The 19,904-nt window shown below is 67.1% G+C and carries 27 protein-coding genes and 2 tRNA genes; 24 read left to right on the top strand and 5 right to left on the bottom strand.

The features are described 5' to 3' along the window. Positions 1 to 92: 92 nt before the first annotated feature. Entirely contained in the window at positions 93 to 1,217 is a 1,125-nt protein-coding gene (locus OHS03_RS00735) for a phosphotransferase enzyme family protein (RefSeq protein ID WP_328659939.1), read from the bottom strand. 90 nt (positions 1,218 to 1,307) lie between these two features. Between OHS03_RS00735 and cmrA the strand changes: the two genes are divergently transcribed. Continuing rightward, complete coding sequence (gene cmrA, locus OHS03_RS00730; RefSeq protein ID WP_328659937.1) at positions 1,308 to 2,111, top strand: mycolate reductase; 804 nt, start codon at positions 1,308 to 1,310, stop codon at positions 2,109 to 2,111. Between the two features lie 155 nt (positions 2,112 to 2,266). Then, complete coding sequence (locus OHS03_RS00725; RefSeq protein WP_328659935.1) at positions 2,267 to 3,568, top strand: diaminopimelate decarboxylase family protein; 1,302 nt, start codon at positions 2,267 to 2,269, stop codon at positions 3,566 to 3,568. Between the two features lie 21 nt (positions 3,569 to 3,589). On the opposite strand, the gene OHS03_RS00720 is transcribed toward OHS03_RS00725, so the two are convergent. Next, positions 3,590 to 5,278: a helicase HerA-like domain-containing protein gene (locus OHS03_RS00720; protein ID WP_328659933.1), complete on the bottom strand. Its 1,689-nt coding sequence runs from the start codon at positions 5,276 to 5,278 to the stop codon at positions 3,590 to 3,592. Between the two features lie 197 nt (positions 5,279 to 5,475). On the opposite strand from OHS03_RS00720, the gene orn reads away from it, so the two are divergent. Continuing rightward, positions 5,476 to 6,114 carry an oligoribonuclease gene (orn, locus tag OHS03_RS00715; RefSeq protein ID WP_063056000.1) on the top strand — a complete coding sequence of 213 codons (639 nt, stop codon included), beginning with the start codon at positions 5,476 to 5,478 and terminating at the stop codon, positions 6,112 to 6,114. Positions 6,115 to 6,169: 55 nt separating this feature from the next. Beyond that, positions 6,170 to 6,242 (top strand) — tRNA-His (locus OHS03_RS00710). Between the two features lie 40 nt (positions 6,243 to 6,282). Here the strand turns inward: OHS03_RS00710 and OHS03_RS00705 are convergent. Continuing rightward, positions 6,283 to 6,810: a CGNR zinc finger domain-containing protein gene (locus tag OHS03_RS00705; RefSeq protein ID WP_328659931.1), complete on the bottom strand. Its 528-nt coding sequence runs from the start codon at positions 6,808 to 6,810 to the stop codon at positions 6,283 to 6,285. 25 nt (positions 6,811 to 6,835) lie between these two features. Between OHS03_RS00705 and OHS03_RS00700 the strand changes: the two genes are divergently transcribed. Together OHS03_RS00700 and OHS03_RS00695 are read left to right on the top strand one after the other, a co-directional pair. Further along, positions 6,836 to 7,006 carry a hypothetical protein gene (locus OHS03_RS00700; RefSeq protein WP_165610186.1) on the top strand — a complete coding sequence of 57 codons (171 nt, stop codon included), beginning with the start codon at positions 6,836 to 6,838 and terminating at the stop codon, positions 7,004 to 7,006. A gap of 109 nt (positions 7,007 to 7,115) precedes the next feature. Next, entirely contained in the window at positions 7,116 to 7,457 is a 342-nt protein-coding gene (locus tag OHS03_RS00695; protein ID WP_062985148.1) for a hypothetical protein, read from the top strand. Between the two features lie 70 nt (positions 7,458 to 7,527). On the opposite strand, the gene OHS03_RS00690 is transcribed toward OHS03_RS00695, so the two are convergent. Beyond that, complete coding sequence (locus tag OHS03_RS00690; protein ID WP_328659929.1) at positions 7,528 to 8,736, bottom strand: L,D-transpeptidase; 1,209 nt, start codon at positions 8,734 to 8,736, stop codon at positions 7,528 to 7,530. Between the two features lie 315 nt (positions 8,737 to 9,051). Here OHS03_RS00690 and OHS03_RS00685 point away from each other — a divergent pair. Beyond that, positions 9,052 to 9,124 (top strand) — tRNA-Lys (locus OHS03_RS00685). Here OHS03_RS00685 and OHS03_RS00680 read toward each other — a convergent pair. After that, positions 9,086 to 9,286: a hypothetical protein gene (locus OHS03_RS00680; RefSeq protein ID WP_328664032.1), complete on the bottom strand. Its 201-nt coding sequence runs from the start codon at positions 9,284 to 9,286 to the stop codon at positions 9,086 to 9,088. The two genes, OHS03_RS00685 and OHS03_RS00680, sit on opposite strands and share 39 nt — an antisense overlap. Positions 9,287 to 9,481: 195 nt before the next feature. On the opposite strand from OHS03_RS00680, the gene OHS03_RS00675 reads away from it, so the two are divergent. From OHS03_RS00675 to OHS03_RS00595, 17 genes are all read left to right on the top strand, one after another. Then, positions 9,482 to 9,724, top strand: a complete 243-nt coding sequence (locus tag OHS03_RS00675) for a helix-turn-helix domain-containing protein (protein WP_328659927.1) — start codon at positions 9,482 to 9,484, stop codon at positions 9,722 to 9,724. A gap of 85 nt (positions 9,725 to 9,809) precedes the next feature. Continuing rightward, positions 9,810 to 9,953, top strand: a complete 144-nt coding sequence (locus OHS03_RS00670) for a hypothetical protein (RefSeq protein ID WP_328659926.1) — start codon at positions 9,810 to 9,812, stop codon at positions 9,951 to 9,953. A gap of 586 nt (positions 9,954 to 10,539) precedes the next feature. After that, on the top strand, positions 10,540 to 10,809 hold the full coding sequence (locus tag OHS03_RS00665; protein ID WP_328659924.1) for a hypothetical protein: 270 nt from the start codon (positions 10,540 to 10,542) through the stop codon (positions 10,807 to 10,809). Continuing rightward, positions 10,806 to 11,075, top strand: coding sequence for a hypothetical protein (locus OHS03_RS00660; protein WP_328659923.1), 270 nt, complete (start codon positions 10,806 to 10,808; stop codon positions 11,073 to 11,075). Before OHS03_RS00665 ends, OHS03_RS00660 begins: the two co-directional genes overlap by 4 nt. After that, on the top strand, positions 11,065 to 11,727 hold the full coding sequence (locus tag OHS03_RS00655; protein ID WP_328659921.1) for an AAA family ATPase: 663 nt from the start codon (positions 11,065 to 11,067) through the stop codon (positions 11,725 to 11,727). Before OHS03_RS00660 ends, OHS03_RS00655 begins: the two co-directional genes overlap by 11 nt. A 342-nt stretch (positions 11,728 to 12,069) precedes the next feature. Further along, complete coding sequence (locus OHS03_RS00650; protein ID WP_328659919.1) at positions 12,070 to 12,459, top strand: hypothetical protein; 390 nt, start codon at positions 12,070 to 12,072, stop codon at positions 12,457 to 12,459. A gap of 258 nt (positions 12,460 to 12,717) precedes the next feature. Next, entirely contained in the window at positions 12,718 to 13,956 is a 1,239-nt protein-coding gene (locus tag OHS03_RS00645; protein WP_328659917.1) for a terminase large subunit domain-containing protein, read from the top strand. A gap of 185 nt (positions 13,957 to 14,141) precedes the next feature. Beyond that, the gene (locus tag OHS03_RS00640) at positions 14,142 to 15,278 is read left to right on the top strand and encodes a phage portal protein (protein WP_328659915.1); all 1,137 of its coding nucleotides are present in this window, start codon (positions 14,142 to 14,144) and stop codon (positions 15,276 to 15,278) included. Continuing rightward, a complete protein-coding gene (locus OHS03_RS34650; RefSeq protein WP_407942443.1) occupies positions 15,275 to 16,060 on the top strand; it encodes a M15 family metallopeptidase in 786 nt (261 codons plus the stop codon). Before OHS03_RS00640 ends, OHS03_RS34650 begins: the two co-directional genes overlap by 4 nt. Then, positions 16,057 to 16,221, top strand: a complete 165-nt coding sequence (locus tag OHS03_RS00630; protein WP_328659913.1) for a hypothetical protein — start codon at positions 16,057 to 16,059, stop codon at positions 16,219 to 16,221. The genes OHS03_RS34650 and OHS03_RS00630 overlap by 4 nt, the downstream gene beginning before the upstream one ends. Beyond that, a complete protein-coding gene (locus tag OHS03_RS00625; RefSeq protein WP_328659911.1) occupies positions 16,218 to 16,481 on the top strand; it encodes a hypothetical protein in 264 nt (87 codons plus the stop codon). The genes OHS03_RS00630 and OHS03_RS00625 overlap by 4 nt, the downstream gene beginning before the upstream one ends. Beyond that, positions 16,478 to 18,052, top strand: coding sequence for a phage major capsid protein (locus tag OHS03_RS00620; protein ID WP_328659909.1), 1,575 nt, complete (start codon positions 16,478 to 16,480; stop codon positions 18,050 to 18,052). Before OHS03_RS00625 ends, OHS03_RS00620 begins: the two co-directional genes overlap by 4 nt. Next, positions 18,028 to 18,390, top strand: a complete 363-nt coding sequence (locus OHS03_RS00615) for a hypothetical protein (RefSeq protein WP_328659907.1) — start codon at positions 18,028 to 18,030, stop codon at positions 18,388 to 18,390. Before OHS03_RS00620 ends, OHS03_RS00615 begins: the two co-directional genes overlap by 25 nt. A gap of 34 nt (positions 18,391 to 18,424) precedes the next feature. After that, complete coding sequence (locus OHS03_RS00610; RefSeq protein WP_328659905.1) at positions 18,425 to 18,742, top strand: hypothetical protein; 318 nt, start codon at positions 18,425 to 18,427, stop codon at positions 18,740 to 18,742. Positions 18,743 to 18,750: 8 nt separating this feature from the next. Continuing rightward, a complete protein-coding gene (locus OHS03_RS00605; protein ID WP_328659903.1) occupies positions 18,751 to 19,164 on the top strand; it encodes a hypothetical protein in 414 nt (137 codons plus the stop codon). Further along, positions 19,164 to 19,511, top strand: coding sequence for a hypothetical protein (locus OHS03_RS00600; protein ID WP_328659901.1), 348 nt, complete (start codon positions 19,164 to 19,166; stop codon positions 19,509 to 19,511). Before OHS03_RS00605 ends, OHS03_RS00600 begins: the two co-directional genes overlap by 1 nt. Continuing rightward, a complete protein-coding gene (locus OHS03_RS00595) occupies positions 19,511 to 19,807 on the top strand; it encodes a hypothetical protein (RefSeq protein WP_328659899.1) in 297 nt (98 codons plus the stop codon). The genes OHS03_RS00600 and OHS03_RS00595 overlap by 1 nt, the downstream gene beginning before the upstream one ends. Positions 19,808 to 19,904 lie beyond the last annotated feature (97 nt).

Genomic DNA, 19,904 nt, shown 5'->3' with positions numbered 1-19,904 from the left:
GGACGCAACGGCGGCTGACTCGCGGCCGGGCCGCTACGCCGCTGCGCGGCGGACCCTCCTCGAGGTCGGGTCGTGCGGGGCCGGGAGTGCGGTCAGCGCAGGGAGAGGTCGCGTATCGCATCACGTAGTTCGCGGCCTTCGCCTGCTTCGTACCAGCGAAGATGTCCGAGAAGCCAGTCGTGATAGGAGATTTCGGCGTTGCGTGGGTCGTGGGCAACGGTGAGGAAGTAGTCGATTTCGGAGAGTTCGTAGCCGATGTGGACCAGCGGGAGCAGGTCCGGAAGCAGGTTCTGTTCGGCGGCGGTCAAGGGCCGTACCGATCGATATCCCTGGATCAGCGCGGCGATCTGGTCCGCGCGGACGTGCGCGGGTCCGCCCTCGCGCAGCGAAACCCAGTCGACCGCTGCGCGTTCGATGGCGGTGGCGAGGTCGAAGACGGCCGTCGTCCGATCCGCCAGCCCGAAATCGATCACCGAGGTCACTTCATGGTCGTCCCACAGCAAGTTGGTTCCGTGCCAATCCCCATGCGTCCACAGCGGTTCGACATCGGCGAGTTCGGCCCGGAGCTGGGGAACCTCAGCGCGCCAGTCCTTTTCCCTTAGAAACCGAGCGACGGCCGGTCGGCGGGCGATATGCCACTCGAACGCGCTCACCACGTCACCGTGCATGCTCGCCAGCAACGGCCGGGCGGGCCGAGCGGGATCGTCGAACCCCGTTGCGGCCTGATGCAACCGGCCCAGCATCACTCCCGCGCCCACCGCATCGTCGACGTCGCGATAAGGCGACCACGAGAAGTCCGCGCGATACCGATCCTCCCCCGCCCCCGCGCGATGCACCTCGTATACGAACTCCGGCGCAGGATGATTGCCTGCGTGCGAGAGCTGCGACCAGTCACCCACGGCGGCAAGCACTTCGGGCACCGGAATCCCCCGGTCACGCAGATGCGCCATGAACCGATGTTCCTCGCCCAGCGCCACCTCGTCGCGCAATCGCACCGGCATCCGCTTCACGACGAGCCGCGCACCGTCGGCCGAGCGCACCCCCACCGTGGACGACAGCGGTCGAGCACCACGCCATTCGATCTCCGCGAGCGGCGATCCGTCCCAGGTCGCGGCGATCGCGCGAGCGATCTCGTCCTCGGTGAGCGCGGGCCACGTCGGCTCGGCCAGCGGGTCGTCACCCATGCCGAACACCTGCGGGCTCGAGTCGGTTGCCATATCGCCACTCATGCTATTGCCGGGTTCCCGCGCTGCCACCCGTCGACGCGGGCACCGCGCGGCCTGAGCCGATCCCTTAAGCTCCCCCTCGTGAGCTTGCCCTCCCCCACTGCAGACAATCGTGCCGTCGTCACCGGCGCGTCCTCCGGCATCGGCACGGCGCTGGCTGCCGAACTGGCCGGGCGCGGCTATTCGCTGATCCTGGTCGCGCGTCGGGGTGAGATCCTCACCGAGCTGGCCCAGCGGCTGACCCTGGCCCACGGCATCACCGCCGAGGTCCGCGCCGTCGACCTGGCCGATCGCACCCAGCGGGCCGGCCTCGTCAGCGAGCTCGCGGTCCGCGATATCGCCGTCCTCTGCAACAACGCGGGCATCGCGACCTTCGGCCCGGTCGCCGAACTCGACTTCGCCTACGAGCGCATGCAGATGGAGCTCAACGCCACCGCCGTGCACGACCTGTCCCTGGCCGTGCTGCCCGGCATGATCGAGCGCAAGGCGGGTGGGATCCTGATCAGCGGTTCGGCCGCGGGCAATATGCCGATCCCGAACAACGCGACCTACGCGGCGTCCAAGGCGTTCGCGAACACCTTCTCGGAGTCGCTGCGCGGCGAGCTCAAGGGCACCGGCGTGCACGTCACCCTGCTGGCCCCTGGCCCGGTCCGCACCGAGACCCCCGCCCCCGAGGACCAGTCGATCGTCGACAAGATGGTCCCCGATTTCCTCTGGGTGTCCTCCGAATACACCGCCAAGGTCTCCATCGACGCGCTGGCCCGCAACAAGATGCGCATCGTCCCCGGCCTGATCAGCAAGGGCATGAGCGTCGCGGGCAACTACGGCCCCCGCTCGTTCACCGCGCCGATCGCGGGCGCGTTCTACAAGAAGCTGGGTAGCTGAGCACGGCCTGACAGCTCGCCTGTGTCAGCAACCCGTCAGGATGGACTCGCAGGTGGTCAAGGACTCGTAAACACCGAGTTCAGCGGCCCGCGCGGGGCGTAATCCTGGAGTATGCCCCGCCGGTCCGAATGCGGGGGCGTCCTCAGGAGACCACAGTGACGTTGCTCGAGATCTTCCCGTCGTTGCGCGCGACCACCGTGCCGCGGCTCGATCCCGCGGTCTGGCCGACCGATACCCACTACGACCACGACGGCCGGATCGCCCTCGGCGCGGTGGCGCTCGCCGATGTCGCCGACCAGTTCGGCACTCCGGTCCAGGTGGTGGACGAAGCCGAGGTGCGCGAGCGCTGCCGCGCCTACCGCAAGCATTTCCCCGAGGCCGAGATCGTCTACGCGGGCACCGCGTTGATGGTCGGCGCGGTGGCGCACTGGGTCGCCGACGAGGGTCTGTCGGTGCAGGTCGGGTCGAGCGGTGAGTTGTCGATCGCGCTCGCCGCCGGCATCGATCCGCGCCGGATCGTGTTGCGCGGCAACGGCAAGACCCTCGACGAACTGAAGACCGCCGTGCGCTGCGGCGTCGGCCGGATCGTGGTCGGCTCGCTCACCGAGATCACGCTCCTCACCGCCGTGGCGACCCACCCGCAGCAGGTGCTGCTCCGCGTCGCCACCGGCATCGACGTTCCCGGTGCCGACCAGTTCGGCTTCCCACTCGGCAGTCGGTCGTTCGAGACCGCGGTCGCCCGCATCGCGGGCCGGTGCAACCTGCAGCTCGTCGGCCTGCACTGCCACCTCGGCCCGCAGATCCACAACCCCGACCACTACGGCGAGGCGATCCGCCGGATGATCGGCGAGATGTCCTGGATCGAACGCGAATACGGTCTCCTGCTCTCTCACCTCGACATCGGCGGCGGCCACGCGGTGGCACTGCGGAGCGGCGACGCGGAACTGAACCTGCGCGAACTCGCCGACATCCTCGACGACGCGCTGGACGCCGGGTGCGCACGCCACCGCTTCCCGCGTCCCGTGCTCGCGATGGAACCCGGGCGCGCGATCGTCGCGAGGGCGGGCGTCACCCTGTATCGGGTGCTCGCCGTCGACGAGACCGCCGACGGCGGCACCCGCGTGATCGTCGACGGCGGCGGCTGCGGGCAGGGCCGCGGACCCGGCGGCGCGCTGGTGGTCAACCGACACCCGACCGGCCCGCAGCTGACCGCGTCCATCGCGGGCAAACACAGCGAGTCCGGCGCGCTCATCGCCACCGAGGTGCGGCTACCGGCCGATCTGCGCCCCGGCGAAGTTCTCGCGCTACCGTGCACCGGCGCTTACCACCACGGTCTGGCGACGACCTACAGCACCGTGGGCAGGCCACCGCTCGTCGCCGTCGCCGACGGCCGTACCAGGCAGTTGCTGCGCCGCGAGACGACCGCCGACCTGCTGATGCGCGAGCTCGTGGACTGAGCTACCGCCGAGCCCGCGCTGTCACCTGCGACGGGTGCCGAAAATACTGCGACTGATCTCACGCCCGGCGGCACTCGCCGCCGAACGCAGGAAGCTCTTCACCGCCGGGTTGGCCATGATCCGCTCGGCGGCCGAGTCCTCTTCCTGCTGGGGCGCCGAACGCCCCGGTGCCTGCGGCGCGGAGTCGGGTGCGGGCGGCGCGGCCGCCACGCTGGCCAGCAGCATCTCGTAGGCCGATTCCCGGTCGACGCTCTGTCCGTACTTACCCTGCAGCGCACTCGACAGCGCCTTGGACTTGATCGCCTCGTCGCCGACGGTGTCCATCAGCGAGCGCGGCGGCGCGATCTTGGTCCAGGCGACAGGTGTGGGCGCACCGGTTTCGGAGAGCACGGTGACGATCGCCTCGCCGGTGCCGAGCGAGGTCAGCGCCTCTTCCAGGTCGTACACCGACGACTTCGGGTAGGTACGCACCGTCTTGGACAGCGCCTTCTGATCGTCGGGGGTGAAGGCGCGCAAGGCGTGCTGGACACGGGCGCCGAGCTGGGAGAGCACGGGGTTGGGGATGTCGGTGGGCAACTGGGTGCAGAAGAACACACCGACGCCCTTGGAGCGGATCAGCTTCACCGTCTGCTCGACCTGCTGCAGGAACGCCTTGGACGCCTCGGCGAACAGCAGATGCGCCTCGTCGAAGATGAACACGAGCTTCGGCTTGTCGACGTCACCCACCTCGGGCAGCGTCTGGAACAGATCGGCCAGTACCCACATCAAGAACGTGGAGAACAACGCGGGTCGCGCCGCCTGCTGACCGAGCTCGAACAGCGTGATCACGCCGAGCCCGCCCGCGGTGCGCAGCAGATCGGCCGGGTCGAGTTCGGGTTCGCCGAAGAAGGTATCGCCTCCTTCTGCTTCCAGATTCACCAGCGACCGCAGGATCACCCCGGCCGTCTGCGAGGACACGCCACCGATGCCCTTGAGGTCTTCCTTGCCTTCGGGGCTGGTCAGGTGGGTGATGACCGCGCGCAGGTCCTTCAGATCCAGCAGGACCAGGCCGCGCTGATCGGCCCAGTGGAAGATCAGGCCGAGCGTGGATTCCTGAGTGTCGTTGAGGCTGAGCACCTTGCTGAGCAGGATCGGGCCGAAGGAGGTGATCGTCGCCCGGATCGGCACCCCGATGCCCCCGGTCCCGAGCGAGACGAACTCGGTGGGGAAGGTACTAGGAGCCCAGTCGGTCGCGCCGGTCTCGGCCGCGCGCGCCCGGATCTTCTCGGTGTCGGCGCCGGGCTCGCTCAGGCCCGACAGATCGCCCTTGACGTCGGCCATCACCACGGGAACGCCCGCGCGGGACAGATGTTCGGCGATGCCCTGCAGGGTCTTGGTCTTGCCGGTGCCGGTCGCACCCGCGACGAGGCCGTGCCGGTTCATCATCCGCAGCGGAATACGCACGCGCGCAACAGGATCAGCGACGCCGTCGACCATCACCGTGCCGAGTTCCAACGCAGGTCCGCTGAAGGCGTAGCCCTCGGCGATCGCCGCGGCCGCGCCGGATGCGCTCGGCTCGCCGGATGACGGTGGCTTCGAGGCGGATTCCGTGCTCGCCGCCGCGGCTTCCCGCTCGGCGGCCTCCGCGGCTGCCATCGCCTCGGCGGCGACCCGTGCCGCGTCTTCGGCCGCCTTGCGGGCCGCTGCCGCCTTCTCCTGTGGGGTGGTCATTCGCGCGTCCTCCGTCTGCTCACTGGCACGTACGCAAGAAATGCTCGAAACGTCTGCGGTCAATTCCAGGCAAACTGTATCCGGGCCGGTCATCAGGGTGGCAAACATCCGTTGATGTCGTCGGCAAACCTCGTCCGCCTCGCCCACGCGACACACCTGCCGACCTGGTTCACGGACCCACCATTAGGGTGACTCCCGTGTCAGACAAACTTCTGGTCTGGATGGATTGCGAAATGACGGGGCTCCGTCTCGACAGCGACAAGCTGATCGAGATCGCCGCGCTCGTAACCGACAGCGACCTCAACATTCTCGGTGACGGTGTCGACATCGTCATCCACGCCGACGACGCCGCCCTGGCCTGCATGCCACCGGTCGTCGCCACCATGCACGCGAAATCCGGTCTGACCGAAGAGGTTCGGCGTTCCACCGTCACCCTCGAGCAGGCCCAGCAGCAGGTACTCGACTACATCCGCGAGTACGCGCCCACCGCGCGCACGGTGCCGCTGTGCGGCAACTCCATCGGCACCGATCGCGGCTTCATCGCTCGCGACATGCCGGAACTCGACGCGCACCTGCACTACCGGATGGTCGACGTGAGCTCGATCAAGGAACTGTGCAGGCGCTGGTACCCGCGCATCTACTTCGGTCAGCCGGAGAAGGGCCTGGCCCACCGCGCGCTGGCCGACATCAAGGAATCCATCCGCGAGCTCGAGTACTACCGTCGTACCGCGTTCGTGCCGCTGCCCGGACCGACCACCACCGAGATCGCCGCCGCCGCACAGGCCGCCACCGATGCCGTGGATGTCACCGGTTCAAGCCCTCTACCAGCGGATTAGGGCCTGACGCCAAAGTCACGCTAGTATCGACGGCGCCGGTGATTCACCGGTGATGGTGACCGTAGTTCAGTTGGTAGAGCACCAGGTTGTGATCCTGGATGTCGCGGGTTCGAGTCCCGTCGGTCACCCCGAAGAGAAGGCCCGGTCCACAGGACCGGGCCTTCTTTGCTATCCGGCGCCCGCGCGGCTCGCTCGGTGCCTTCGGACGGCGGACCGGTTCGCACAGGCCGGGCTGCAGAACCGTTGCCTGCCGTTGCGCGAGGTGTCGGCGTACACCTGCGAGCACCCGTCCGCCGCGCAGGCGCCGAGGCGGTCCATCCCGAGGCCGGTCAGGTGCAAAGCGGTACCGACGGTGATCAACGCGGCGATCTGACGATCCGTCGCCACCCCGGGGTCACGGAAGTGCAGATGCCAGCCGTCGCCCACATGGTCGGTCAGCCGGGGTGGAGACGCGTACTCGGCCAGCAACACATTGAGCAGCGCCGCTCGCTCGGCGCGGTCCGCGCACTCCACCACCCCGCGCCAACGCCCCAGAAAGGCCGTCACCGCCACGAGATCACCCTCGGACACCGGCGCACTCAGCACCAAACCGGCGCCCACACAGCGCCGCGCCAACTCCGCGGCGCTTGAACACGGATCGTTGAGCAGGTCGACGCCGAGCAGCACCGGCTCCCGCCCGTAATGGTTGTAATGCACAATGCCATTACATCAGACTCGAACCATGAGCAGCCACCCCGCACACACCTGGCAGATCGAGTCGCGCCACCGGACCAGCGAGGGCCTCGTGGCCTATCAACGCTGCCGCTGCGGCGCCCGCAGGGTGGTCGTCGACCACCTGAGCGTCGCGTCGGAGATCCATCGCGACGAACCCGATCTCGCCGAGGCCGGATAATCCGCACCACCATGACGAAGGTCACGTTTGACCGCTACACTTTGGACCGCTGCCCAGATGTGGGGCAGATCTCGCCATCGCGTCAGCGCTCGACCGGAAAGACCCCTTGATGAAGCGTTCCACCGTCGTCGCCATCCTCGCCGCCACCGTGCTCGGCCCCGTCGCGGGTACCGCAACGGCATCGCCCGGCCTGCCCCTCACCGACTTCGCGGCGGAGACCCCCATCGGCGACTTCGGCCTGCCGAGTGATCAGCCCGAATCCGGTTCGGCGCAGAGCGGCTCCACCACCGGCCTCGAGACCACCGGGTCTTCCGGCACCGGCTCGGCCGGCCTACCCAACCTCGACCGAATGCTGTTCGGCGGACGCATCCTGTGCGGCGCCCTCGGCAGCGCGCTCGCCGTCGCGGGCGAGGCGATGATGGACTGCAGCCAGCTCCCCACCCCGCACTGAGACAGTCACAGACACAACGAAGGGGCACCGGAAACTTCCGGTGCCCCTTCGTTTTTCGTGCGTTGCGCGACTACGGAGCGTCGGCGTTGCCCGCCTTCCATTCCGGCCACGCGATGTTCCAGTCACCCAGCCCGTCGACGCCGGACAGCGTGCCGCCGACCGTGTTCTTGATGACGGTGATGTCACCGCGCTTGGCGTTCTCGTACACCCAGCGCGCGTTCGCCGGACTCAGATTCAGGCAGCCGTGGCTGGAGTTGGAGTAGCCCTGCTGCCCCACCGACCACGGTGCCGAGTGGAAGAAGATGCCGCTGTAGGAGATTCGCGTCGCGTAGTCGACCGGCGTGCGGTACCCGTCGGACGAGTTCACCGCCACACCGTAGGTCGAGGAGTCCATGATGATCTTCTCGTGCCGGTCGCTGACGATGTAGACGCCGTTGTCGGTAGGCGTGCTGTCCTTACCCATCGAGGTGGGCATGGTCATGATCACCTGACCGTTCTTCTCCACCACCACCTGCTTGGTGTTGTCGTCGGCGGTGAAGACCACCGCGTCACCGATGGTGAAGAACGAATGGATGTTGTCCTGGCCGTACAGGCCCTTACCCAGGTCTTTGCCGTAGACGTTCACATCGATGGTCACCTTGGTACCCGGTGTCCAGTAATGCTCTGGGCGCCACCGCACTTCGCGATTGTTCACCCAGTAGAAGGCGCCCTCGACAGCGGGCTCGGTGGTGATCTTGATGGCCTCTTGCGCGGCACGACGGTCGGGGATGTTCTCGTCGAACTGGATCGCCACCGGCTGACCGATACCGACCACCTCACCCTCACCGGGCAGCATGTACGGCTTGGTCTGACTCTTCGGCGAGCTCGTGGTGAAGCTCAGCGTCGAGGAGTTCGCGCCACCGAGCCCGATGGCCGAGGCAGTGAGCTTGTAGGTCTTGCCGTAGCCGAGCACCTCGGCGGTCGACCAGGAACGCCCGTCCGCTGCCAGCTGACCCGCGACCGCGGCGCCCTGCTGATTGGTCAGCGTGACGTCGGTGAACTTGCCGTCCTCGACCTGGAAGGCCATCGGCATACCGGGCGAGACACCGACCTGCCCGTCCTTGATGGTCGAGACCAGCTTCGGCTTGATGAGCTCGGCGAGGGGGTTGCGATCGATCGCTACCTCCACCCCGGTGCCCTCCGCGGCCGAGCACGCCGACGCGCCGAGCGCGAACACCGCCAACAGCACCACCGGAACGATCGTCCGTAGCGACCGAGGTCGCCCCCGCTTCTTACCCATGCCAACCCCGTTTCCGTACCGACGCGATTACAGTGCGCCGCAGATCCCACCGACCGAATCGCTAGAGCCATCCGTATAGGCGGGGGGCGTTACGAACTCGACGTCTCGCCCATTCTGCCAGCTAGTCCGGCCGGTTCCAACGGGAAAGCCCCCGCGACACGACCAAGTCACAATCGTTAGATACGTGCGGAGGTCGTCGGCGTTAACAACGCCCAGTATGCGGCATTGTTGCTGGTCAGCGCCCGATTTCACTTTCCGCCCCACGGCCTGCTAATGTTTGTTCCGCACCGGAGACGGGGCAAAGAACAAAGACATGCGCCATTAGCTCAATTGGCAGAGCAGCTGACTCTTAATCAGCGGGTTCGGGGTTCAAGTCCCTGATGGCGCACTCACGGGATGCCCCGTCACCATTCGGTGACGGGGCATTTCCTGTTTCCAGCCAGACGAGATCGACGCCGGTGGCCATGGCCCAAGCCATCACCACGGCACGCTTCGGGGTAACCGAATCCTGTTCAGCCCTCTGAACCGTGGCCGATCCCACACCGATCATGGTGGCCATTTCCCGCTGAGTGAGGCCCGCGTGAGTCCGCGCGATCATGAGTCGCTGCCCGGACGTGAGGACGGGGATAACGCCCCGCTGCTGATGTGCTGTCGTCATACGGGCATCTTAAACCCACGAGTGAGAATAAGACACCCTCTGTAGTGGTGGTTGACAGAGTGATTCAAACACATCACTCTGAGCAACATGAATCCCAGCGTTGGCAATTCGACTCAGGGCCGACTATCCATCACGGCTGCGCAGGCTGCCGCGATCCTGGGTGTCGGCCTCGGCACCGTCAACCGGTGGTCGTTGTCCGGCTACCTGCCTTCCACCCAAAAGGGACAGCGCGGAATGCGCCCCTGGCTGTACGACCCGGAGACCGTCGAACAGCTGGCCGTGGCCCGCCGCGAAGCCCTGGCCGTCCTGAACCCTCGGGCCGCAGCGTGACCGCCCGCGCGCAAGCCTGGGCGTGGACTATCGCCCTCGGCGCCGCCTGGCCCGCCCTGATCTGGCTGGGCCTGGAGCTGGCCGCGTGATCGCGCAACGCGCACGCCGCGCCGCCAGGCCCGAATCGCTGGCCGGTCTGCTGCTCGACCTGGCCCTAGTCGCGTTCTGGATGGCATTCGTACCCGTCCTGTTCGTGGTTCTGTCCGTGCCCGAAATTCCGGGCCCATGATCCGACGTACTGAGCCGCTGCCACGCTGCCCGCAGTGCGAGCGCCCCTACAGCCCCCGGACCCGAGTTCCTCGGTTGCCCTCGGGGGAAGTGCGCCCGTGCTGGGAATGCCGTGGTGGCCGGATAGACGCCCGACCGCGCCCGGTGTCGACCCCTGGGCGCGGTCGGGAATTCACAGGTGGTGATGCCGCCTAAATCCCTTGCTACGCAACACGTTTCACACGTACGCCTAGCAGGCGACGACACCGGCCGTCAGAGGGTGGCGGGTTGTCGTGCCTACCGCTAAGGCACTCGAGGACATAGGCCGCGCCGCTTACCTAGACGGACTGCCCGACGGCGCCACTTGCCCAACTGGCCGACACAGCTGTGTCGGTGGGAAGGGGGATCTATGCCCATTTCCCGGCCTGTGCGCAAGCGAGTAATACCCGCAGCGCGTCGCATATCGGCTCCATACGCCCGGCTCCATACCAGAGCTGCGCGCCGATTGTGTGACCCATCTACACAGGGTCACCTCTCACCACCACCCTCACCACCCAGAGCTAGGCCAGAACACCGCCTGATCGCTTCACAGACAGGACAACAACCACATGACGACCAAAGATGAACCGCCCGAACCGAACTCGACAGGCATCGAAGACACGAACGTGTGCCGCGTGTGCTTCGGACCGATCGCCTACCGGCAGACGATCGGCGGTGCGTGGCTGCCCCTGGACTGCGCACCGACCGAGGACGGCACGGTCCGCGTGCGCGGCGATCGCGCCGTAGTCCTGTCCGGCGCCGACCTCACCGAGGCCCGGCGTATCCGCCCGATCCCGCTGTTCAAGCTCCACAAGCCCACGGAGGGTTGCCCGAAATGACACACCACATCACGCCCACGATCAGCCACGGCGCCGTCATCGTCGTGTTCGACTGCCAAGACCCCGCGTGCGACTACCGAGGCCCGGACACCTCGACCGCGTACACGTGGCCGATCCGGAACGCCTGCGCCGCCGCCCTGGCCCTCAACCGTGCCGACTGGCTCGACACCTACGACGGCCCACCCGGCGCCATGCTGGCCAGTGCGCCCGTCGACGTACGCCTAGAATCGCCCGGCGCCATGGCTACCTGGCGATATGGCGGCTAGGTGGGGCGGCAGGAAGGCAGCGGCATACACCGCTGCCGTCCTGGAGCGTGACGGCACGTTGTGTGTCCTCCAGCGGCCCGGCTGCACTCATATCGCCACTACCGCAGATCACATCGTGCCCCGGTCCCTCGGTGGCGATCCATGGGACCTGGAGAACGGGCGCCCGTCCTGCCGTCCCTGCAACTCCAGCCGAGGCAACGGCCTGGCCGGTGCCACGCCGGGCGTGCGGATCGTCATCGTGACCGGCCCACCGGCCGCAGGGAAATCGACCTACATCAGGCAGCGCGCGCAGGGTGACGACGTGGTGATCGACCTCGACGTGATCGCCTCGGCGCTGCGCGGGCCCACGCACGACGCGCAGCACGTGTACCCGTCGCACGTGCGGCACGTGGCGATCGCGGCCCGACAGGCAGCCATCCGCAGGGCGACGCGCCTGGCCGAACGGGTCACCGTGTGGATCGTCCATTCCATGCCGTCTGCGGCGCAGCTGGACGGCTACCGCGCGCAGGGCGCCGAGGTGGTCACGATCGACCCCGGCGCCGACATCGTGGTCGAACGGGCCCGCGCCGACCGGCCCGCCGAGGCGATGCGCCATGTCGACCGCTACTACCTCGGCGCAGGTGGTGACGTGCCACCGTCGCGCGAGTGGTGATGCATGAAACCATGCATAGTCCATGCATGAATATGCAGCGGGTCATGCATTGTCCATGCATGGTCCATGCATGACCCTCGGCTGCGCGAGTCTGTATCAACCTTCGTACCTTGGTACAAACACGCGTTCAGCCGGCCTTTTGAGGGCGAGACCCCCCGGCAGCCCCCTGCCCAGCTCCCCTGTTTCTCTCGGTCTGTATTGACACAGGGGTTGGTACAAAGGTGTATGAGTTGATGAACATCTCAGAAAGTCACGGGTTTGTAACGATTTCTGGGGGAATTTTATGCATGGCCATGCATGGCAGCCTTGCATATTATTCGGGGTTCATGCATGGTCGTATGCATGCCTCGACCCGACCCCCGCGCACCCCGCGCCGGACAAGACGCACTGTTCGACGGTGACGCGCTGCCGGTCGCCAAGCCCGGCCACATCGTACGCGGGCGGCACTCCGAAGCGGTCGACCGCGCGTTCTCCTCGGCCACCGAGGGCGGACTACTGCGCCCAGAGCATGAGGCCCTACAGACGTTCGTGCGCGGCTGCGCGTGGGCCCTGGACAGTTTCGAGGGGTCGAACCTCCCCTACGGCCCGGCCAAACTCGTGCCCGCCGCTGTCGAAGCCCTGCGCGAATTGAACCTCACCCCGGCGCAGCAAGCCGACGAAACCGACGACAAACTCAGGGAGTTGCTAGACGACATCGGCAAGCCGAGCACCGACGCGCCGACCGATGCGTAAGCGGACCGCTACGCTTCCCGCGGAGCTCGCCGGCCTCGGCATCCTGGCCGGTCACAGCGTTTTCCTGGCCGATCGTAAACGGACCGACCGGTGATCCCGACCCCGCCGCCTCGGTATCACACGCCTCGGAACCCTGATCGTCCCAGCTACGGCCGTGCGATCGACCGCACGTCTACCGGCCTCGGGCGTCCGCTGATGCCCTGGCAGCGGCAGGCAGTCGACGTGGCTACCGAAATCGACACGAGCACAGGACGTTTCGTGTATCCGCTTGTCATCATCAGCGTGCCTCGGCAGTCGGGTAAGACGGCGCTTGTCCTGGCCAAGGCGTTTCATCGCGGGCTGATGCTGCCCAATGCGCGCGTGTGGCTCACCGCGCAGACCGGCATGCACGCCCGAGACAGCTTTCTGGAGATGGCGCGCCCGGCCAAACTCACCCCGTTCGGCAAGCTGTTCGACCTCAAACGCGGCGCGGGCGATACGCGAATTGAGTTCGCGCACAACATGTCTCAGCTACGCCCGCACCCGCCGACTGAGGACAGTCTGCACTCCAAGCAATCCGACCTCAATCTCATCGATGAGGCGTGGGTGTTCGGCGAAGATCAGGCAGCCGGACTCATGGCCGCGATCACGCCCACGCAGGCCACGCGCCCCATGCGCCAGACAGTCATCCTGTCGACGCGCGGCACGGCAGCGAGCACGTGGTTTCACGGGCTGATCGACCGCGTACTAGAGGACAATCCGCCCGGTGTGTGCCTGGTCGACTACGGCATAGGCCCCGATGACGACCCGCAGAACCTCGACGTGATCGCCGCTGCGCACCCTGCCTACGGGCACACCATCGACATGGCCGCGCTGGAATCGGCGCAAGCCCAGCTGTCGCCCGGCGAGTTCGCGCGCGCGTACGGCAACGTGCCGACCGCTGCCGCTGAGTCGCTGTTCCCGCCCTCGGCGTGGGCTGCCTGCCAGACAGTGGACCGGCTGCCAGACGGGCCCGTGACGTTCGCCGCTGCCGTGTCGATCGACCGGTCGGAAACCGCGATCGCTGCCGCGATCATGGCCGACGGTGTGCCGTGGTGCGAGGTGATCGAAGTGCGCGAGGGAACCGAATGGGCGGCACCTCGGCTTGCCGAGTTGGCCGAACGGCACAGCGACGGCCCGCCCTGGATCGACCGAGGCGGACCCTCGGGAACCGTTGCGGTGCAACTGGATCGGCTCATGGTTCCAGTGCGTGACGCCACGTCCTACGACGTGGCGACCGCTGCCGCCGACATGTCCGATCGCGTGATCGTCGGGCGTATCCGCTGCCGCGTTCACCCCGCGCTGACCTCGGCAGTCGGCTGCGCCGCCTGGCGCAACCTCGGCGACGGCGCGCGGGCATTCGGGCGCCGGGCGTCCGCCGGATCAATCGCCGCCCTCGAGGCTGTCTCGACCGCTGCCCACGGTGCAGCTCAGCACGTGCCCATGCCCCCGCCGAAGATATGGACCCCTGATGCCTAAAGCGCTGCTCGATGCCAGTAGTTCGTCCGTGCTCGTCACCTGTGATTCGTGCACCTGGCGCGCGATCGCGGGCACTCGCGGTGGTGCCTGGAAGTTTGCCGCGATACATCTCCGGTTGGTTCACCGCGATATCCACGCCGCGCGACGCGCCGTAAAGGCGAGTTGCCAGTGGGTTGCTAGAGAACGTGGACACCGGCAGGAAGCTGGGAAGCGTGGGAATCAGGGACGCAATCCGAGCGATCGCGCACGCGCCGTCGACGATCGCGGCAGCGCATAACACGCTGTCGGGCCCGGCGTCGCCGTGGGCACAGTGGCCTAGCCACCTGGCGCACGTCGACGTTCCGGAGTGGACAGACGGCTACGAGTGGCCCGTCTCGCGCGCCGAGGCCCTAGGCGTACCGGCAGTGAACCGCGCACGAAAGCTGTTGTGCGGCACCATTTCCCGCATGCCCATGCGGGTATGCGACACCGCTGGCCCGGTCGCCCAGCAACCGCGATGGATCGACCGCACCGACCAGCCACTGAGCCCGTTCCATCGCACGTCCATGCTCGTGGACGACTTGCTGTTCTACGGCTGGGGCCTGCTCGCTGTGACCCGCGCCGAGGATATGTCGGTCGAATCGCTCGATTACGTGCCGTGGGATCTGTGGGAGTTCGACCCCGAGGGGCGCATCAGGATCGGCGGACAGCTGGCCGCGCCTGGCACGGTGTGCGCCGTGCCGGGCCCGGATGAGGGTTTGCTGAGGTTCAACTCTCGCGCTATCCGCATCGCTGATTCGCTGTCGACCACCACCGAACGCGCAGCCAAAACGCCCGTGCCGAACATCGAATTGCACGACACCTCGGATCGGCCGATGGACGACACCGACATCGGCAAGCTAGTCGGTCGGTGGGCGGCTGCACGCCGAGGCGAAAACGGTGGCGTCGCCTACACGAACAAGAGCATCGAAGTACGGGCGCACGGACAGCAGAACGCAGACGTGTTGATCCCGGCCCGCAACGATGCCGTGGTCGACATCGCCCGCGCGATCGGCATTCCCGCCGCGATGCTCGATGCGACCGCCGCACAGGCCGCCCTGACCTACGAGACATCGCAGGGCAGAAACGCGGAGTTCATCGACTACGGCCTGTCACCGTTCATGGCCGCGATCTGCGCGCGCCTCGGACAGGACGACATCACCGCGCCCGGCCTACACGTAGAGATCGACCTCACCGGCTTCTCGTCGCTGGCGCCCCCGGATCGGGCGATCGCACCCGACGACGGCGCCACCATGCCGCAGCCGCCCACACCTACGCCGACCCGATTGGGGATCGCCTCATGACATTTCGCACCGTCTACGGCAACAGCCACTCCGAAAATGGTTGGCGCATGGCCGATCGCAATGAATGCGTGGTGGCCAATCCCGTGCCGTTCAGCGACACGGCGCCGGTCCGTTCCGGCGTCGCCGCGACGATCCTGAATGCCTGGCTGATCTGGTACCACCTCAACGTCGAACAGATCGTTTCGCCGGTGTGGGGATGGTCGCGTGAGAACGACGTGGCTACCAGCAATCACCTTTCCGGAACGGCCCTCGACATCAACGCGCCCGCGTATCCGTGGGGATTCCGCACCATGCCTGTGGAGCGAATTCGCAAGGTGCGCACGGGATTACAGCTGTTCAACGGCTGCGTGTTCTGGGGCGCCGACTGGGACCGCGCCGACGAAATGCATTTCCAGATCGCCTACCCCGAGGGCGACCCACGGCTATCGGCCCTAGCCGAGGCACTGAGTGACGGATACCTCGGGCTGTACGCGCCGGGGACCAACCCAACAGAAGAGGATGACATGGCATTCACCGACGCAGATCGCGAGTTGCTGAAGCGCGTACACCGCGAACTCACGCAGCCGTACCCGTCGCGCAGCCGGTACCGCGCCAACGACAAGCCGGTCGACACCCTGGCCGGAATGGTCCTCAACGCAGACGCCCGCATCCACGAGGACGCGACCGAGCGCACCGCGATGCTGGGCGACGCCGAGGCCGGTGCCCTTGTGCGCGCTGCCGCCGAGGCGGGCGACCCGCACGCCGCTGCCATCCTCGGGATTGTCGACGGGATCAAGTCATGACGTGGTATCTGATCCTCGCGTACGCGATCGCCACCGGCGCATTCATCGCTGCCGGTGCCGCCGTCATCTTGGTGATGTCGTTCGCCAATGCGTTGGCGCACAGCCAGTCACGGACAGACGGGCGGCACACGGTCGGCGCTGGCCGAGGTGGTCCCCCGTGAGTACGCCTACCGATCCGCCGACACAGTGCACGCACCCCGGCCGGTCGACCGCGCGATCCAGCGTGGCGACCCTGGTTGGTATCGGGCCGCTCGTGCCGGTGCTCGTGATGCACCTCGGCGAGACGCGCGCAGCGCTGATCGTCGGCGCCGCGCTGATCGGTAACGCGGTCGTCACCCGAGTGTTGGCCATTCCGCAGGTAGAGGCGTGGCTACGCGCCGTCGTGCCCCTGCTCGCAGCCTCGAAAGGTCCGACGCGATGACAGTCCGAATTACCACGGGCGCAACGGTTTTCGCCGAGGCGTCGACGCGCACGGTAACCGGCATGATCGTTCCGTTCGGTGTCACCGGCCGAGGTTCGATCGGTCCGACCACGTTCGCGCCCGGCGCGATCGAGCTGCCCGCCGACCTCGGGCGCGTCAAGTTGTACCGAGATCACCGCGATCAGTACGGGATCGGTACCCCGGTCGGCTGGATGACCCGTGCGGAATCGCGCCCTGATGGGCTCTACGCCACGTTCGCGATCGGCGTAGGCCCGGATGGCGATCAGGCCCTACAGGACGCGCAGGGCGTCCGTGACGGGCTGTCGATCGAGATCAGCGGACAGATGGACCGGGCGCCAGATGGCACCGTGCGGCGCGCGCAGGTGTCCGCCGTGGCCCTGGTCGCCACGCCCGCATTCGCTGATGCGCGAGTGCTCAACGTCAGCTACTCCGAAACTCCCGAAGGAGCCACAATCATGCAACCCGAAATCGAAACCGCGCAGGTCACGGCCCCGGCGTCGCCGGAATCCGCCGGCGAAAATCCGGGCGCCGCCACCACCGTCGCGCCCGGCACCGGCGCCGGTGTGCCGATCACGCCCGGCACCACGGAGCCGCTGCCCGCGCCGGTGCCCGCCCCGACTGCCTCGGCTGCGTTCGCTGCCTCGGCATCGCGCCCGGTCGGTGTGCAGGTGACCGAGCGAGCGCCCACGTTCGCGCAGGTGGTGACCCATCTCCAGCACGTGATGCGCGGAGAGACGCCCGCGGCTTCGTTCGCCCTGGCCGACATCACCTCGACCGCGTTCACTCCCACGATCAGCCTGCCGGGCTGGCTGGGCGAACTGTGGCAGGGCGTCGCCTACCAGCGCGAAATCATCCCGCTGATGACACAGCGCCCGCTGACTCACCACAAGATGGTCGGCTGGAAATGGGGCGTCAAGCCCAAGGTTGCGAAGTACCTGGGCGACAAGACCCCGATTCCGACCAACGTACCGACCACGCTGCCCGACGAATTCGAAGCCGAGCGGTGGGCAGGCGGCTGGGATCTGGACCGCAAGTTCATCGACTTCAACGACAGCGAGTTCCTGGCGTCGTTCATGCGCGCGGCAGTCGAGTCGTACGCCATGGAGACCGACACCGACGCGGCGGTGTTCCTCAACACCAGCGCCACCGTGGTGCCCGGCACCGCGCCGGACATGCTGCGCGCAGTGTCGCGCGGCGCGCAGGCGATCAAGCGAGGCAAGGCCGGTCGCGCGTCGTTCGTCCTGGTGAATGACACCGATCTCGAATCGCTGCTCGACTTCGCAGAGCTCGACGTGCCCGCGTTCCTCGGCGTGCTCGGTATCGAGCCGACGTCGTGGGTTCCGTCTGATCTGGTCCCGGCCGGTGGCGTGATCGTCGGCGCTGCCCCGGCAGTGGAGTTCTACGAACTGCCCGGTAGTCCGATCCGGGTGAACGCGCTCGACCTGGCGCGCGGTGGTGTGGATGAGGCCGTATTCGGTTACACCGCAAACCATCTCGTGAATGCAAAGGGACTCGTCAAGGTCGCATGGGCGACCCCGGAGACCCCGTAGTCATGGCCGGACCACTGACCACCGTCGAACTCGTGCGCGCGTATCTGGCGCTCGAGGAAGACGGCCCGGCAGCCGATGAAACCTACCTGGCCGCGACCGTTTCGGCGGTCGCGTCCAGGGTGGCCACGTGGCTAGAGCCACCGGCCGAGGGCGCCGAGTGGCCCGACCACGTGCGGCACGGCACGACCATGCTGGCTGCCCGTCTGTGGAAGCGCCGAGGCACGCCCTCGGGCGTAGAGACCCAAGGCGATTTCGGTGCGTTCTACGTCCAGCGGACAGACCCCGATATCGCGATGCTGTTGGGCCTCGGCAATCACCTACCTCCGAAAGTCGGGTAGCGCCGTGGATATCGCGGGAGCGCTTGACGAAATCGTGAATGCCCTACGAGCGCAGGGGATTCGGGCAAACGTCGATCCGGTCAAGCTCACCCCTCCGTGCGCGTGGGTCACGCCCACACAGCTGGCACACACCTACCTCGGCGGGTGCGTGGAGGCAACAGTGGCCGTGCTGCTGATCACGACCGACCGGCCCCCGGCGCTGGCACACGCGGCCCTCGGCGAACTACTCGGCAAGGCCCTGGCCGTGATCGAACCGACAGAGCCGACCGTCACCAATGAAGCCGTGAAGCTCACCGACAACGGGCAGCCGCTACCGGCCTACCGCATGACCACCACCACCACGATCGGTTAGGAGACACCATGCCCGCGCAGACATACAAGGTCGGTCCCGGCACACTCTCATTCGGCGAGGTCGGAACGCCCACGGACTTTTCGTGCCAGTTCACCGATATCGCTCTCGAGCCTTCCAAGGACTCAGAGGACGCGCTGAAAGTCCTTTGCGGTGACCAGATTCCGGGCGACGTGACTTACACGTGGGTGCTGAAAGGCACGCTCGTGCAGTCCCTCGAGGACACCGGAATCACGCTCTACACGCTGGCGCAGGCTGGCAACACAGTCGCGTTCCGATTCTCGCCCAAGTCCGGCGCCAACGGATTCAGCGGTTCGGTGGTGATCGACCCGACCAAAATCGGCGGTGAGGTCGGCAAGACAGCCACCGCGGATTTCGAGTTCCAAGTCGTCGGCACGCCCGTCCTGGTCCCGGCCGTTCCCTGATGCCCGGACAGCTGCGCGGGAACCGCAACTTTCAGCGGACCACGAACCGCGCGCAACGCGATCTCCGATCGGGTGAGCCGAGCAAGAAGGCTGCCCAGATCGCGGCGCGCGCTGCCCGCGCAGCTGCGCCCAGAAAGTCCGGGCGGCTGGCCCGGTCGATCCGTGCCAGCGGGCGCACGGTGTCTACCCCGATCGTCTACGCAGCCGTTCAGAACTACGGCTGGCCCGCACGCAACATCCGCGCACGGGCGTTCATGTACGACGGCATGCGCCGCGTAGAAGCCACCTGGCTACGCCAGTTCACCGACAACACAGACCGCGCCCTCGGGCGAGTGAGAGGTATCTGATGGGCAAGGTACAGCGACTGCTGATCGACATTCTGATGGTCGACGGCACCGAACACGATTCCGTCGAAATCATTGGCGCCGACCGCAAAAGGTGGTCCGAAACCGCGCAGCGGCACAAGTGGCCCAGCCAGCAAGACGACCCCGACCTGTGGCTGATGTTCCTGTGCTGGGCGGCACTGTTCCGCACGGGCAAGTTCCCGCAGGGGTTCGACGCGTTCGCCGACGCAGTGAGCGCGTACGACATGGCCGAGGCGCCCGAGGTGGACCCTACGGCCCCGACGACTACGGCCGTCTAGTCGTCGGCCTGGCGCTCGCGACCCACACCGCGCCCTCGGTGTGGTGGGAAGCGTCGCCCGAGGAAATCGCAACGGCCCTAGACATTTTGGAAGAGCA

The sequence above is a fragment of the Nocardia salmonicida genome (assembly GCF_036142455.1).
GTDB lineage: Bacteria > Actinomycetota > Actinomycetes > Mycobacteriales > Mycobacteriaceae > Nocardia > Nocardia salmonicida.
Note: the sequence above shows the minus strand (reverse complement) of the source record. Positions and strands in the feature narration are given on the sequence as shown.